Source organism: Mannheimia sp. ZY171111, assembly GCF_017750945.1.
GTDB lineage: Bacteria > Pseudomonadota > Gammaproteobacteria > Enterobacterales > Pasteurellaceae > Mannheimia > Mannheimia pernigra.
The window spans coordinates 997636-1010334 of sequence record NZ_CP046532.1 but is presented as its reverse complement, the minus strand read 5'-3'; the positions used below and the strand labels follow the sequence as shown (position 1 = coordinate 1010334).

Annotated in this window: 15 protein-coding genes; all 15 read left to right on the top strand. The window is 38.6% G+C overall.

Annotated elements, in window-relative coordinates:
- The first annotated feature begins 6 nt into the window (after nucleotides 1-6).
- On the top strand, nucleotides 7-291 hold the full coding sequence (locus tag GM698_RS04850) for a hypothetical protein (protein ID WP_176807848.1): 285 nt from the start codon (nucleotides 7-9) through the stop codon (nucleotides 289-291).
- A 103-nt stretch (nucleotides 292-394) separates the two neighbouring features.
- Entirely contained in the window at nucleotides 395-1438 is a 1044-nt protein-coding gene (locus GM698_RS04845) for a Gfo/Idh/MocA family oxidoreductase (RefSeq protein ID WP_209289733.1), read from the top strand.
- A 165-nt stretch (nucleotides 1439-1603) separates the two neighbouring features.
- The gene (locus GM698_RS04840) at nucleotides 1604-2710 is read left to right on the top strand and encodes a transglutaminase-like domain-containing protein (protein WP_176807850.1); all 1107 of its coding nucleotides are present in this window, start codon (nucleotides 1604-1606) and stop codon (nucleotides 2708-2710) included.
- Nucleotides 2685-3050 (top strand): mercuric transporter MerT family protein, encoded by a 366-nt coding sequence (locus GM698_RS04835; protein ID WP_159628859.1) that lies wholly within the window; start codon nucleotides 2685-2687, stop codon nucleotides 3048-3050. The genes GM698_RS04840 and GM698_RS04835 overlap by 26 nt, the downstream gene beginning before the upstream one ends.
- 17 nt (nucleotides 3051-3067) lie before the next feature.
- Nucleotides 3068-3373 carry a heavy-metal-associated domain-containing protein gene (locus tag GM698_RS04830; protein WP_159628860.1) on the top strand — a complete coding sequence of 102 codons (306 nt, stop codon included), beginning with the start codon at nucleotides 3068-3070 and terminating at the stop codon, nucleotides 3371-3373.
- A gap of 235 nt (nucleotides 3374-3608) precedes the next feature.
- Nucleotides 3609-4163: a PTS glucitol/sorbitol transporter subunit IIC gene (locus tag GM698_RS04825; RefSeq protein WP_025235004.1), complete on the top strand. Its 555-nt coding sequence runs from the start codon at nucleotides 3609-3611 to the stop codon at nucleotides 4161-4163.
- Between the two features lie 31 nt (nucleotides 4164-4194).
- Entirely contained in the window at nucleotides 4195-5187 is a 993-nt protein-coding gene (locus tag GM698_RS04820) for a PTS glucitol/sorbitol transporter subunit IIB (RefSeq protein WP_209289732.1), read from the top strand.
- Nucleotides 5188-5260: 73 nt separating this feature from the next.
- Nucleotides 5261-5626 carry a PTS glucitol/sorbitol transporter subunit IIA gene (srlB, locus tag GM698_RS04815; protein WP_176812097.1) on the top strand — a complete coding sequence of 122 codons (366 nt, stop codon included), beginning with the start codon at nucleotides 5261-5263 and terminating at the stop codon, nucleotides 5624-5626.
- A gap of 47 nt (nucleotides 5627-5673) precedes the next feature.
- Nucleotides 5674-6462, top strand: coding sequence for a sorbitol-6-phosphate dehydrogenase (gene srlD / locus GM698_RS04810; RefSeq protein WP_176812098.1), 789 nt, complete (start codon nucleotides 5674-5676; stop codon nucleotides 6460-6462).
- Nucleotides 6463-6546: 84 nt separating this feature from the next.
- On the top strand, nucleotides 6547-6915 hold the full coding sequence (gene gutM, locus GM698_RS04805) for a transcriptional regulator GutM (RefSeq protein ID WP_176812099.1): 369 nt from the start codon (nucleotides 6547-6549) through the stop codon (nucleotides 6913-6915).
- A gap of 74 nt (nucleotides 6916-6989) precedes the next feature.
- Nucleotides 6990-7637, top strand: a complete 648-nt coding sequence (gene hxpB / locus GM698_RS04800) for a hexitol phosphatase HxpB (protein ID WP_176812100.1) — start codon at nucleotides 6990-6992, stop codon at nucleotides 7635-7637.
- A gap of 41 nt (nucleotides 7638-7678) precedes the next feature.
- Complete coding sequence (locus GM698_RS04795; protein WP_025235009.1) at nucleotides 7679-8476, top strand: DNA-binding transcriptional repressor; 798 nt, start codon at nucleotides 7679-7681, stop codon at nucleotides 8474-8476.
- A gap of 10 nt (nucleotides 8477-8486) precedes the next feature.
- The gene (locus GM698_RS04790) at nucleotides 8487-9422 is read left to right on the top strand and encodes a KpsF/GutQ family sugar-phosphate isomerase (RefSeq protein ID WP_209289731.1); all 936 of its coding nucleotides are present in this window, start codon (nucleotides 8487-8489) and stop codon (nucleotides 9420-9422) included.
- Nucleotides 9423-9619: 197 nt separating this feature from the next.
- Entirely contained in the window at nucleotides 9620-11494 is a 1875-nt protein-coding gene (locus GM698_RS04785; protein ID WP_209289730.1) for a PTS mannitol transporter subunit IICBA, read from the top strand.
- Between the two features lie 57 nt (nucleotides 11495-11551).
- Nucleotides 11552-12691 carry a mannitol-1-phosphate 5-dehydrogenase gene (locus GM698_RS04780; protein ID WP_209289786.1) on the top strand — a complete coding sequence of 380 codons (1140 nt, stop codon included), beginning with the start codon at nucleotides 11552-11554 and terminating at the stop codon, nucleotides 12689-12691.
- Nucleotides 12692-12699 lie beyond the last annotated feature (8 nt).

Here is a 12699-nt window from a genome sequence, read left to right as displayed (position 1 = left end):
AAAAATATGCGTTATTGGTTAATAAGTTTAAGCATACTATTAAGTGGCTGTGTCGTGCCAGTTACTCCTACAGGACAAGCTGGTATCCCTATGCCTATTATCATTGGTGTCTCAGATCAAATTGATTCCAAAGAGGTTCACATTTGTACTCTAAAGCCATTTACTCAGGAATACCGTAGTGAACATAGTAGCCGAGGCAGAGCCAAATTAAATGTACAAAAGCAATGCCTTGCAAACCACAGTAGCATATTTTGTGAAGAAAAAGAGATTGTTTGCAAAACTTATGATTAGTTAAATAAGCGGTCGTATTTTATCTATTTTTTGCAAAATTTTCCTAAAATTTGACCGCTTGTTTATTTAAGCTGATAACATCAAAATGTTATGAGGATTTTCTATGAAACCCATCAATATTTCCATTGCGGGTGCTGGTTTTTCCAGCCGTGTTTTTCATATTCCATTTTTGAAGCAAGATGTTCGTTTTAATATCACAAAAGTGTATGAACGCACTTCTAACTATGCGGCGGAGTGGTTGCCGAACGCGGAAACGGTGCGAGATTTCAGCTTGCTTTTAACGCCTGAAGTGGATTTAGTGCTGATTACCACTCCAAATCAAACCCATTATGCAATGGTAAAAGAGGCATTGCTTGCAGGCAAACACGTTCTGGTGGAAAAGCCTTTGGTTGCCACAGTGGCAGAGGCAGAAGCGTTGGCAGAGCTTGCAAAGCAACAAGGCAAGGTGCTTTATGTTTATCAAAACCGCCGTTGGGATAGCTATATAGCCACAGCGAAATCGCTCATTGAGCAAAATTTGCTGGGCGAGTTGGTAGATTGTGAAGTGCGTTTTGACCGTTATGCTAAAGAGAAAAATAGTAAAGCGTGGAAAGAGGCGGGCGATCGTGGTACAGGTTTGGTGTATGATTTGGGCGTGCATTTAATCGACCAAGTGTTGTATTTATTTGGCAAGCCCAAAGCGGTGTATGCTGATGTGCGTTATCAACACGAGGGTGTGTTGGTTGATGATAATTTTGATATTCAGCTCTATTATGCCAATGATTTTAAAGTGGTGTTGAAAGCCAGCCGATATGCTCGTGAGCCAAGTCCAACATTTGTGTTACACGGAAAATTAGGCTCTTATCTGAAACAGACCCCCGATAATCAAGAAACGTTGTTGAAAAATGGCGTGCAGCCTCTTGGCAAAGAGTGGAATATGGAGGAAAAAGAAAACTGGGGTATTTTACATACTGAGTTGGAAGGTAATGTCGTTCGCCAGCCTTATCCCAATGCTCAAGCTAGTTACCAAAATTTGTTTGATGATTTGTACCAAGTGATCGCCTACAATGCTGAGCCAGTGATTAAACTAGAGGAAGTCATTTTTGTGTTGAAAGTGATTGAGCGTGTATTTGAAAGTGCAAAGTTAGGGCAAAAAATCTATTTGTAAATTTTTTATGATTTTTGACCGCTTGCAGAAAAATGGGGGAAATATATTCATTTTCCCCCATTGCTTTCCCCTTTTTTATTGGCTAATATGCAACCTCATCCGTAGTTAGAATACTTAATATGTTAAGTTTTAACTGTTTCTTCACTCTAATAAGGATCATTTCTAATGAATAAACTTATTGCTTCTCTTGTTGCATCAAGCTGTGCAACTGCTTTTTCGGCCCCTGTTCAACACAATAATTTCCACACCAATACTCATACTTATGAATTTACCCAATCTTATGATTTAGTGGTGCCGCAAGGTTCTTCAGGCACTACGAATTTATGGATTCCGTTACCGTCTGATACCGATTATCAAACCGTTAAATCCATTGAGTTTGAGGGAAGTTACAAAAACGCGTATATCACAGAAAATAACGCTTATGGGGCGAAAACCTTGTTTGCGACTTGGGATCAAGACGCTCCAAAACGTGATCTGAAGGTGAAAATGGTGATTGAAACCCAAGATCGTGAGCCAATGGCTCAAGGTGCGTTAGCACATTATCAAATGCCAGAGAAAATTATCTATTCGGTGGATGTGTTGGAGTACTTAAAACCAACGGCTCATATTAAAACAGATGGCATTGTAAAAGAATATGCCGATAAAATTGTGGGTAACGAGCAAAATCCGCTGAAAAAAGCGGAACTTATCCACAAGTGGATTGTAGAGAATATGGAACGTGATAACTCAGTTTTAGGTTGTGGCGATGGTGATGTGGAGAAAATCCTCACCACTAAAGTGTTAAAAGGTAAATGTACTGATATTAACTCTGTTTTTGTGGCTTTAGCTCGTGCTTCGGATATTCCCGCCCGTGAAGTGTTTGGTATCCGTTTAGGTCAGGCGGTAAAAATGGGGCAATACTCCAAAACTGCATTTGGTAGCTCAAAAGAGGGGATTGCGAATGAAAATACTGGACAGCATTGCCGTGCGGAGTTCTATCTAGCTGGTTTTGGGTGGGTACCCGTGGATTCTGCAGATGTTGCGAAAATGCGTTTAGCAGAGAAAAAAGAGGTTTCAGATCCAGATGTGCAAACGGTGTCTAAATACCTATTTGGTAACTGGGAAATGAACTGGGTTGGTTTCAATCACGGACGTGATTTTGATTTATACCCACAACCAGAACTTACTCCACTTAATAACTTTGGCTATCCCTATGCGGAAGTGGGGGGAGATCCATTAAACTCTTTTGAAGCGAAAGAATTTGGCTATGAATTTATCTCAAAAGAACTGTAATGGTGATAACAATAAATTTATCACAATGTGTATCACCGCGGTAGTTACTGCGGTAAGTTCGACATTATGTTGCATTGCACCACTGGTTTATTTGTTGTTTGGCGTTTCGTCTCCGTGGTTAATTGGGCTTAATCAGTTTGCATTTTTACAAATTCCGATGTTAATTTTATCGCTTGCCGCTTTTGGCTACGGTTTTTGGTTGCTCAATTTTTCCAATAAAATGATTTGCACCAAATATTTTTCTCGCAAAACACTCGTCATTTTATATTGGCTGGTGTTTGTGGTGGTCATTTTCTTTTTAACTTACCCATATATTTTGCCTTATATTTTAGAAATGTAGGGCGGAGAATAGATAAAATGAAATATTTTTTAATCATAATGAGCTTGGTTTGGAGTGGGATTTCTTCGATTTATGCACAAGAAAGAACGCCTGAACCTATCACAAAACAAGTTGAAAAAAACGTGGTTTTGCATATTGAAGAAATGAACTGTCAATTATGTGTTTATCTCGTAAATAAAGAGCTGCGAGCGGTGTCTGGGGTTATTTCTACCAAAGCCTCAATGAAAGATCGTAAAGTTAAGATTGTTACCACACAGGATGTGGATAACCAAACACTGATACAAGCGGTTGAAAAATTACATTATTCTGCAAAAGTGATGTAAGAAATAAGCTCAAACAAAGGTTTGAGCTTTTTCTTTTATTAATCCCTCTCTCATTTTCTTATCAAAGTATTTATCTATTTTATTCAAAATAAAACCAAATTAATTTAATTTGAAATGTTTTTCTGGTTTTGTGATCTTAATCACAGTTTTCAAAATGAAATTGTTTTACTATTTGCACATCTCGACACAGAGATGAAAAAATGTAATTTTTATTTTGAAAAATACGGAGGTCTTTATGATAGAAACAATCACACACGGAGCAGAATGGTTTATCGGTTTGTTCCAAAAAGGTGGTGAAACCTTAGTTGGAATGATAAACGGTATTTTGCCTCTTTTAATTTCATTACTGGTAGTAATGAATGCATTGATCAAATTCATTGGGCAAGATCGTATTGAAAGACTTGCTCAACGCAGTGCAGGAAACCCGATTTCTCGCTATTTAATCTTACCTGTTATCGGAACATTTGTTTTTTGTAATCCGATGACATTGAGCTTAGGGCGTTTCTTACCTGAGCGTTACAAACCAAGCTACTATGCAGCTGCATCTTATAGTTGCCACTCAATGAATGGATTATTTCCTCATATCAATCCGGGTGAATTATTCGTTTACTTAGGTATCGCCAGTGGATTAACCACACTAGGCTTACCACTTGGTCCTTTAGCTATCAGCTATTTGTTAGTAGGTATGTTTACTAACTTCTTCCGTGGTTGGATTACGGACTTCACTACCGCATTTTTTGAAAAGCGAATGGGTATTACATTAGATAAAGAAGTTCATTTATCTCACTAATTAAACAGAATGAAAAGTAGAGGAATGTATTATGAGTAACAAAGCTATTTATATTGAAAAAGGCAATGGCGGTTGGGGCGGTCCATTAACATTACCTGTAGTAGAAGGCAAAAAAGTGCTTTATATGACAGGAGGAACACGTCCTGCCATCGTGAATAAATTAGTGGAATTAACGGGGTGGGAAGCTATAGACGGCTTCAAAGAAGGTGAGCCACCGGCGGAAGAAATTGGCATTGCGATTATTGATTGCGGTGGTGTATTACGTTGTGGGCTTTATCCGAAACGTCGTATTCCAACTATTAATATTCACGCAACAGGTAAATCAGGTCCATTAGCTGAATTTATCGTAGAAGATATTTATGTATCAGCGGTAAAAGAGCATAACATTCGCTTAGTTGATGCAGAAGAGGCTTCTTCTGTAGTTACTGAGCCCAAAACAGTCGTTCCAAGCCAAGTGAAAGAGTATGACTCAAGTAAAAAAATTACCGAGCAAAGTGATGGTTTATTAGCAAAAATTGGAATGGGGATGGGTTCTGTTGCAGCATTATTCTTCCAAGCAGGACGAGATACGATTGATACCGTGCTTAAAACCATTTTACCGTTTATGGCATTTGTTTCCGCCCTCATCGGGATCATCATTGCTTCAGGCTTAGGAGATGTGATTGCACACGGCTTGACACCGTTAGCTAATAGCCCAATCGGATTAGTGATTTTAGCCTTGATCTGCTCATTCCCTCTCCTCTCGCCATTCTTAGGTCCTGGAGCGGTTATTGCACAAGTTATTGGGGTGTTAGTAGGTACACAAATTGGTTTAGGCAATATTCCACCACATCTAGCCTTACCTGCTTTATTCGCAATTAATGCTCAAGCTGCTTGTGATTTTATTCCTGTCGGTCTTTCAATGGCAGAAGCAAAACAAGATACCGTAAGAGTGGGTGTTCCTTCCGTATTGGTTGGTCGTTTCTTAACAGGTGCACCAACAGTGCTGGTTGCTTGGGCAGTTTCAGCATTTATCTATCAATAATGAATTACAAGCGGTTAAATTTACAAATTTTTTTGCCAAATGCACCGCTTGTAAATAAAGAGAGAACATCTATATGGCAATTATTTATACAACGACCTTTACTAAAATTGGTAATTTTGCTCAAGAATCCTTGCAAGACAATATGTTAATTACTTTTAAACAGGGTGCTCCTGCAGACTTGGAAGATTATTGCTTCATTCATAATCCATCTGAATTAAGTAGCCCTTTACAAGTAGGCGATATTGCAGAGTTTGATGGTGTAGATTATCCAATTACGGCAGTCGGTAGCGTTGCATCAGAAAACTTATCATCGCTCGGACACATCACTTTCCGCTTTGATCGTTCAACAGAGGCTGAATTTCCGGGAAGTGTTCACGTTATCGGAACACCACCGCAAGGTTTATCGGAAAATTCAACCTTGATTATCAAGCGTGATTAATAACGGATTACAATTTATTTCAAATTGAAAATTTAGAGGAATACATTATGAAAAATGAAAAAAAAGTGGCTATCGTTGTAGGTGGTGGTCAAACACTTGGAGCTTTTTTATCTGAAGGGTTAGCTGATGCTGGCTATCGTGTAGTTGTTGCTGATTTAAACGGTGAAAATGCACAAAAAGTGGCTAAAGATATTAATGCAAAACAAGGCGAAGGTAATGCGATTGGCGTGCAAGTAGATGCTGGAGATGAGCCCAGTGTTGAAGCATTAGCTAATGCTACCGATGCCGCATTTGGGCGTGCTGATGTATTAGTTTATAGTGCAGGAACGGCAAAAGCATCACCTATTTGGGATTTCAATTTAAACGATTTTGATTTATCGGTAAAAGTGAATTTAACAGGTTATTTCTTAACCGCAAAACATTTCTCTCGTTTAATGATTCGTGATGGAGTTAAAGGACGGATTATTCAAATTAACTCAAAATCGGGTAAAGTTGGTAGTAAATATAATTCAGGTTATAGTGCAGCAAAATTTGGCGGTGTAGGTTTAACTCAGTCTTTAGCGTTAGACTTAGCCGATAAAGGCATTACCGTGCATTCATTAATGTTAGGTAATTTATTGAAATCACCGATGTTCCAATCGTTAATTCCACAATATGCGGCAAAACTCGGCATTCTGGAAAATGAAGTTGAGCAAGTTTATATTGATAAAGTGCCTTTAAAACGTGGTTGTGATTATCAAGATGTATTAAATGTATTGAAATTCTATGCCAGCGAAGAGGCATCTTATTGCACAGGACAGTCTATCAATATTACTGGCGGACAGGTGATGTTCTAATAGCATAAGCGGTTGGTTCTGTTCATTATGGAAGTTGCAAAAAAATGAACAAAATCGACCGCTTGTATTTTATTGGGAGGAGCAATGAATTCAACAACCGTCTTCATTATTTTTGCTATAGTAATGTGGCTTTTACAAATTTTATTCGGGGGGCTTCAAATCAAAGCATTTAATCAAGCCTTTATGGAAATTAGCCGGAAAGGAAAAGTAACTGTTGGGCGTAACAGTGGTCGCTTTAATCCAAAATCCATTATTGTGTTGGCATTTGATGAGCAGAAAAAAATTGTTGATAGCCTTTGTATGAAAGGATTCTCTGTTTTTGCTCGACCACAAAAATTAGATGATGTGATTGGCTTATCCATTGATGAAATTGTACCAGAAAAAATCTTTCCAACGGATAAACGCTCACAGTTTGCCTTAAAAGTAGCTATCTCTTCCGGATATAATGCTTAGGATCAAAAATAATATAATTTTTATTTCATTTTGAATATTTTTTATTTGAAATGAGATAATATAGAGAGGAAAGAATGAAGATAAGCAGTGTCATTTTTGATATGGATGGGGTAATGATTGATTCAGAACCCCAATGGGCGGAAGCCCAAATTGAAGTATTAGAAGCGTTAGGAATTAACATTACGGTTGAAGATTGTGAAAAATTCACAAGGGGTAAACGCATAGATGAACTTAGCGAAACTTGGATAAAAAAATTCAATTTAACGATTTCCAATGCCGAATTAAGTGAGGCTATTCTTACTTATGGTTGTAATGCGATACAAAAATCGGGCTATGCGTTAGCAGGATTATATGAATTATTGGATTTCTTACAGTCTAATAATATCAGACTTGCTGTGGCAACATCATCGCCACCGGTTATTATCGAGGCGGTTTTTGATCGTTTAAAATTATGGGATTACTTCCCTATTCAATGTACCGCAATGGACGAAGATTACGGCAAGCCACACCCGGCTGTTTATCTGAGAGCAGTAAAGAAACTTGGTATTGAGAAACAAGAATGCATTGTTATTGAAGATAGTGTAACGGGCTTAATCGCAGCAAAAGCGGCAAATTTAACCACTTTTTTAGTTAATCCACATTATCAAAACGAAAAATTTTCGATTGCTGATGAAAGAATGTTTTCCCTTTTAGATGTAATCACAAAGTTAAAACAGTATTAGCATAGATTGAAATCTCCAATCGTTGCTAATTGGAGATAAAAATGAAACCATTTGAAAGACGACAACAAATTTTAGCGTATTTAGCCAATCACGGTAGAACGGAAGTGGATGTGCTTGCAGCTTATTTTAAGCTAACAGGGGCAACTATTCGTAAAGATCTCACTGCTTTAGAAGATGATAATAAAGTGCTACGAACTTATGGTAGTGTTGTGTTAATTTCGGATGAAACCTTTGATAGAAAAGAAAAAATAGCAACTACAGATAAGGAAGATAAACCAATTTCACAAAAAACAGGGATTAATCTTCAACAAAAACAACGTATTGGACAAAAAGCCGCAGAATTAATTAATGAAGGAAACTCTATTATTTTTGATGCGGGCAGTACAGTGCTTCAAATGATCCCCTATCTAAAACCATTTGATAATCTCTCTTTAATGACAAATAGTTTAACGATTTTTAATGAAATTTTAAAACTCAATAAATCGTATAACTTACTTATTTCCGGTGGCACATTTCGTGAAAAATCAGCATCATTTCACGGTTATTTTGCTGAATCAGCTTTTATTGGTTCAAATTTTGACATACTCTTTATCGGTACTGATGGATTAGATTTAGATGTTGGATTAACGACTTTCAATGAAGTATATAAAGTCAGTTCTCTAATGTGCGATGCTGCAAATAAAATTGTCTTACTTGCGGACTCCAGTAAATTTGGACGTAAAAGCCCCAATATCGTTTGTGGTTTAGAGAAAATCCATACTATTATTACCGATGAAGGATTATCTCAAGAAATGAGAGAACAAATTAAATCGAAAGGAATTGAGTTGTTAGTTGTATAAGGGCACAAAAATGAATCATCTAGACAGTGCAAAAGAAGCGTTGAGCCTTTATGCTCAGCAGATTATTACGCTGAATCATCGCTTATCTGAAGAATTTAACGAAGCCGTGGAGATGATGCTGGCTTGTGAGGGGCGAGTGGTTGTAGGCGGAATTGGAAAATCGGGATTAGTTGGTAAAAAAATGGTGGCGACGTTTGCTTCTACAGGCACACCTAGCTTTTTTTTGCATCCGACAGAGGCATTCCACGGCGATTTAGGAATGTTAAAGCCTGTTGATGTTGTCATTTTGATTTCCAACAGCGGCGAAACCGATGATGTAAATAAATTGATTCCAAGCTTGAAAAGTTTTGGCAATAAAATTATTGCGTTGACAGGCGATCCTTATTCCACGCTTGGGCGAAATGCAGATGTGATTTTAAATATTGGCGTGGAGCGTGAAGCCTGTTTGAATAATCTCGCACCAACAAGCTCAACCTTAGTGACTATGGCATTGGGCGATGTGTTGGCAATCGCATTAATGAAAGCTCGTGATTTTCGCCCAGAAGATTTTGCACGCTTTCACCCAGGCGGAAGTTTAGGGCGTAGGCTGCTCAATCGAGTGCGAGATGTGATGGTACGAAAAGTACCAAGAGTTGATCTGAAAAGTACTTTTACTGAATGCCTTTCTGTGATGAACGAAGGGAGAATGGGCGTTGCGGTAATTATGCAAGGTGAGAAACTAGAAGGGATTATTACCGATGGCGATATTCGCCGAACGCTAGCAAAATTTGGGGCAGAGAGCCTGAATAAAACGGCAGAAGAGATTATGACTCGCCATCCGAAAACGATTAACGATTCGGTATTCTTAGCTAAAGCAGAAGATTTAATGAAAGCACTAAGAATTCACTCTCTCATCGCCGTGGATGATGATGGAAAAGTGACAGGCTTGATCGAGTTTTCGAGTTGATTAATGTTATCTTATGCTAGCCTCTTTACTGTAAAAAATAAAAATGTGATCTAGATCACATTTTAAAATTAGGCACAGAAAAATTAATGTGATCTACCTCACATTTTTAAGAGAAATATTTTTGTAACTTTTGAAAAGGGTGCTATTTTGCACACGATTTATTCAATCCTAATTTTCTCTCCTTTTTCGAGGTTTTTATGTCTAATTTAAAAGTGAAAGTTCAAGGTTTTGGACGTTTTCTCTCTAATATGGTGATGCCAAACATTGGTGCATTTATCGCTTGGGGTTTCATCACGGCGTTGTTTATTCCAACAGGTTGGTTGCCAAACGAAAGTTTCGCTAAGCTGGTTGGCCCGATGATTACTTATTTACTTCCACTGTTAATTGGTTATAGCGGCGGTAAATTAGTGGGTGGAGAACGTGGTGCGGTAGTGGGTGCAATTACTACTATGGGCATTATTGTCGGTTCTGAAATCCCTATGTTTTTAGGGGCGATGATTGTGGGGCCTCTTGGTGGCTGGGCAATTAAAACGTTTGATAAAGCGATTGAAGGCAAAGTAAAAAGCGGTTTTGAGATGTTGGTAAATAACTTCTCGGTTGGTATCATCGGTATGATTTTAGCGATGTTATCCTTTGCGTTTATCGGTGGTATTGTCACTCAAATTTCTGCTCTATTAGGTGCTGGTGTAGGGGCATTAGTTGAAGCAGGTTTGTTACCATTAACTTCTATTATTGTTGAACCAGCCAAAATTTTATTCTTAAATAATGCCATCAATCACGGTGTATTTACACCTCTTGGCACAGCTCAAGCACAAGAAGTAGGTAAATCTATCCTATTTTTAATTGAAGCAAATCCAGGCCCAGGCTTTGGTATTTTACTTGCTTATATGTTCTTCGGTCGTGGTACAGCAAAACAAACTGCAGGTAGTGCGTCGATTATCCATTTCTTAGGCGGTATTCACGAAATTTACTTCCCTTATGTGTTAATGAGCCCACGTTTAATCATTGCCGTTATTGCAGGGGGTGCAACAGGTGTTTTAACTAACTCATTATTAGGTGGAGGCTTAATTGCCCCAGCATCGCCAGGTTCAATCTTTGCCATCTTAGCAATGACAGCACCGGGGGCACACTTTGCGGTAATTGCTTCTGTAGTGCTTTCTTGTGCGGTAACCTTCGCAATTGCCTCCGTTTTACTCAAAACACAAAAAAATGAGGCGTCATTAGAAAATGCCCAAGCACAAACTCACGCAATGAAAGCAGAAAGTAAAGGCGTTGCGGTTGTGGCTGTAGATGGTAATATCCGTAAAATCTACGTAGCTTGCGACGCAGGTATGGGCTCAAGTGCGATGGGGGCAAGTCTGTTGCGTAAAAAGGTGCAAGCAGCAGGCTTAAATATTGAGGTGCAGAACTTAGCGATTAACGATTTACCGCCAGATGCACAATTAATTATTACCCATAAAGACTTAACGCCTCGTGCTCAACAACGTGTGAGCTCAGCTCAGCATTTATCCTTAACCAATTTCTTAGATGGTGCATTCTATGATAGTTTAGTAGCAAAATTAGGCAATCAACCCGCTCTACAAGCGGTTCAAAATGCACAAAATTTTGCAAATCCAGTTGTTGAAGGCCGACAAGAGGAAGGCTTAAAACTTCAAGCATCGCAAGTATTCTTAGGTTTAACGGCAAGCAGCAAAGAAGAGGCAATCCGCTTTGCGGGGGAGCAATTAGTCAACGCAGGATTTGTGCAACCAAGTTATGTTGAGGCAATGTTTGCCCGTGAAGAGTTAGTTTCTACTTACTTAGGCGAAGGCTTAGCGGTTCCGCACGGTACAGCTGATGCGAAAGATAGCGTACTCAAAACAGGCATTGTATTTTGCCAATACCCGAATGGCGTTCGCTTTACTGATGAAGAAGACGGTGTGGCAAAATTAGTGGTAGGAATTGCGGCAAAAGGTAACGATCATATTCAGATTTTAAGTGCGATTACCAATGCTTTAGATGACGAAAAAGCAATGCAAACATTAACCCAAACTCATGATGTGGAAAAAGTGTTAGCATTATTGGCTAAATAATATTATGGGGCGACTTTCGCCCCTTTGTCTTTATATTAATTTTTCGGAGAACAAATGATGAACGCACTCCATTTCGGTGCAGGCAATATTGGGCGTGGCTTTATCGGCAAATTATTAGCAGATAGCGGTGTATTCGTTACTTTTGCTGATATTAACCAAACGCAAATTGATCAAATAAACCAAAACAAGCAATACGGTGTGAAAATTGTTGGTGAGGCAAGCCGTGTTGAAATGGTTAAAAATATCGCTGCAATCAATTCTAAAGATGAAGCGGCAGTGATTGAGCAAGTAAAAAAAGTTGATTTAATTACTACTGCGGTTGGCCCGAACGTATTAGGCTTTATTGCGCCACTTTTTGCTAAAGCGTTAGTGGCTCGTGTAGAAAGTGGAAATACTCAGCCATTAAATATTATTGCCTGTGAAAATATGGTACGTGGTACCACTTTCTTTAAAAACAAAATTTTTGAAAACTTAACTGCCGAACAACAAGCTGAAATTGAAAAAATAGTTGGCTTTGTTGATTCTGCCGTAGATAGAATTGTGCCACCAGCAGAATTAAATGAACAAGATCCGCTAGAGGTAACCGTTGAAGAATTTAGTGAATGGATTGTGGATAAAACACAATTTAAAGGCACCATTCCAGATATTAAAGGAATGGAATTAACCGATAACCTAATGGCGTTTGTGGAACGTAAATTATTTACGCTTAACACTGGGCATTTAATTTGTGCCTACTTAGGTAAACAAGCGGGCGTAAAATGGATTAAAGAAGCGATTGCTATTGATGATATAAAAGCGGCAGTAAGGGCGACAATGGAAGAAAGCGGTGCGGTATTAATTAAACGCTACGGCTTTGATGAGCAAGCGCACAATGCGTATATTGAGAAAATTTTGAAACGCTTTGCAAACCCCTATCTAGACGATAATGTAAATCGGGTTGGTCGCGAGCCCATTCGTAAACTCAGCCCAAGTGATCGTTTAACCAAACCACTTTTAGGCACGTTGGAGTACGGCTTACCGCACACTCATTTAGTTAATGGCGTGGTAATGGCATTGCAATATCGTAATGAGGAAGATCCACAAGCGGTCGAATTAGCAGAATTTCTTGCAAATCACAGTGTGGCGGATGCAGTTGAAAAATATACAGGCTTAACGGATCAAGCTGTTATTGATAAAGTGGTCGGGTTATATCAATAAGCTTGGTA

Excerpts from the sequence above, each read along its gene's own strand:
- GM698_RS04850 (WP_176807848.1), top strand. The coding sequence starts at position 7 with ATGCGTTATTGGTTAATAAGTTTAAGCATACTATTAAGTGGCTGTGTC.
- GM698_RS04845 (WP_209289733.1), top strand. The coding sequence starts at position 395 with ATGAAACCCATCAATATTTCCATTGCGGGTGCTGGTTTTTCCAGCCGT.
- GM698_RS04840 (WP_176807850.1), top strand. The coding sequence starts at position 1,604 with ATGAATAAACTTATTGCTTCTCTTGTTGCATCAAGCTGTGCAACTGCT.
- GM698_RS04835 (WP_159628859.1), top strand. The coding sequence starts at position 2,685 with ATGAATTTATCTCAAAAGAACTGTAATGGTGATAACAATAAATTTATC.
- GM698_RS04830 (WP_159628860.1), top strand. The coding sequence starts at position 3,068 with ATGAAATATTTTTTAATCATAATGAGCTTGGTTTGGAGTGGGATTTCT.
- GM698_RS04825 (WP_025235004.1), top strand. The coding sequence starts at position 3,609 with ATGATAGAAACAATCACACACGGAGCAGAATGGTTTATCGGTTTGTTC.
- GM698_RS04820 (WP_209289732.1), top strand. The coding sequence starts at position 4,195 with ATGAGTAACAAAGCTATTTATATTGAAAAAGGCAATGGCGGTTGGGGC.
- srlB (WP_176812097.1), top strand. The coding sequence starts at position 5,261 with ATGGCAATTATTTATACAACGACCTTTACTAAAATTGGTAATTTTGCT.
- srlD (WP_176812098.1), top strand. The coding sequence starts at position 5,674 with ATGAAAAATGAAAAAAAAGTGGCTATCGTTGTAGGTGGTGGTCAAACA.
- gutM (WP_176812099.1), top strand. The coding sequence starts at position 6,547 with ATGAATTCAACAACCGTCTTCATTATTTTTGCTATAGTAATGTGGCTT.
- hxpB (WP_176812100.1), top strand. The coding sequence starts at position 6,990 with ATGAAGATAAGCAGTGTCATTTTTGATATGGATGGGGTAATGATTGAT.
- GM698_RS04795 (WP_025235009.1), top strand. The coding sequence starts at position 7,679 with ATGAAACCATTTGAAAGACGACAACAAATTTTAGCGTATTTAGCCAAT.
- GM698_RS04790 (WP_209289731.1), top strand. The coding sequence starts at position 8,487 with ATGAATCATCTAGACAGTGCAAAAGAAGCGTTGAGCCTTTATGCTCAG.
- GM698_RS04785 (WP_209289730.1), top strand. The coding sequence starts at position 9,620 with ATGTCTAATTTAAAAGTGAAAGTTCAAGGTTTTGGACGTTTTCTCTCT.
- GM698_RS04780 (WP_209289786.1), top strand. The coding sequence starts at position 11,552 with ATGAACGCACTCCATTTCGGTGCAGGCAATATTGGGCGTGGCTTTATC.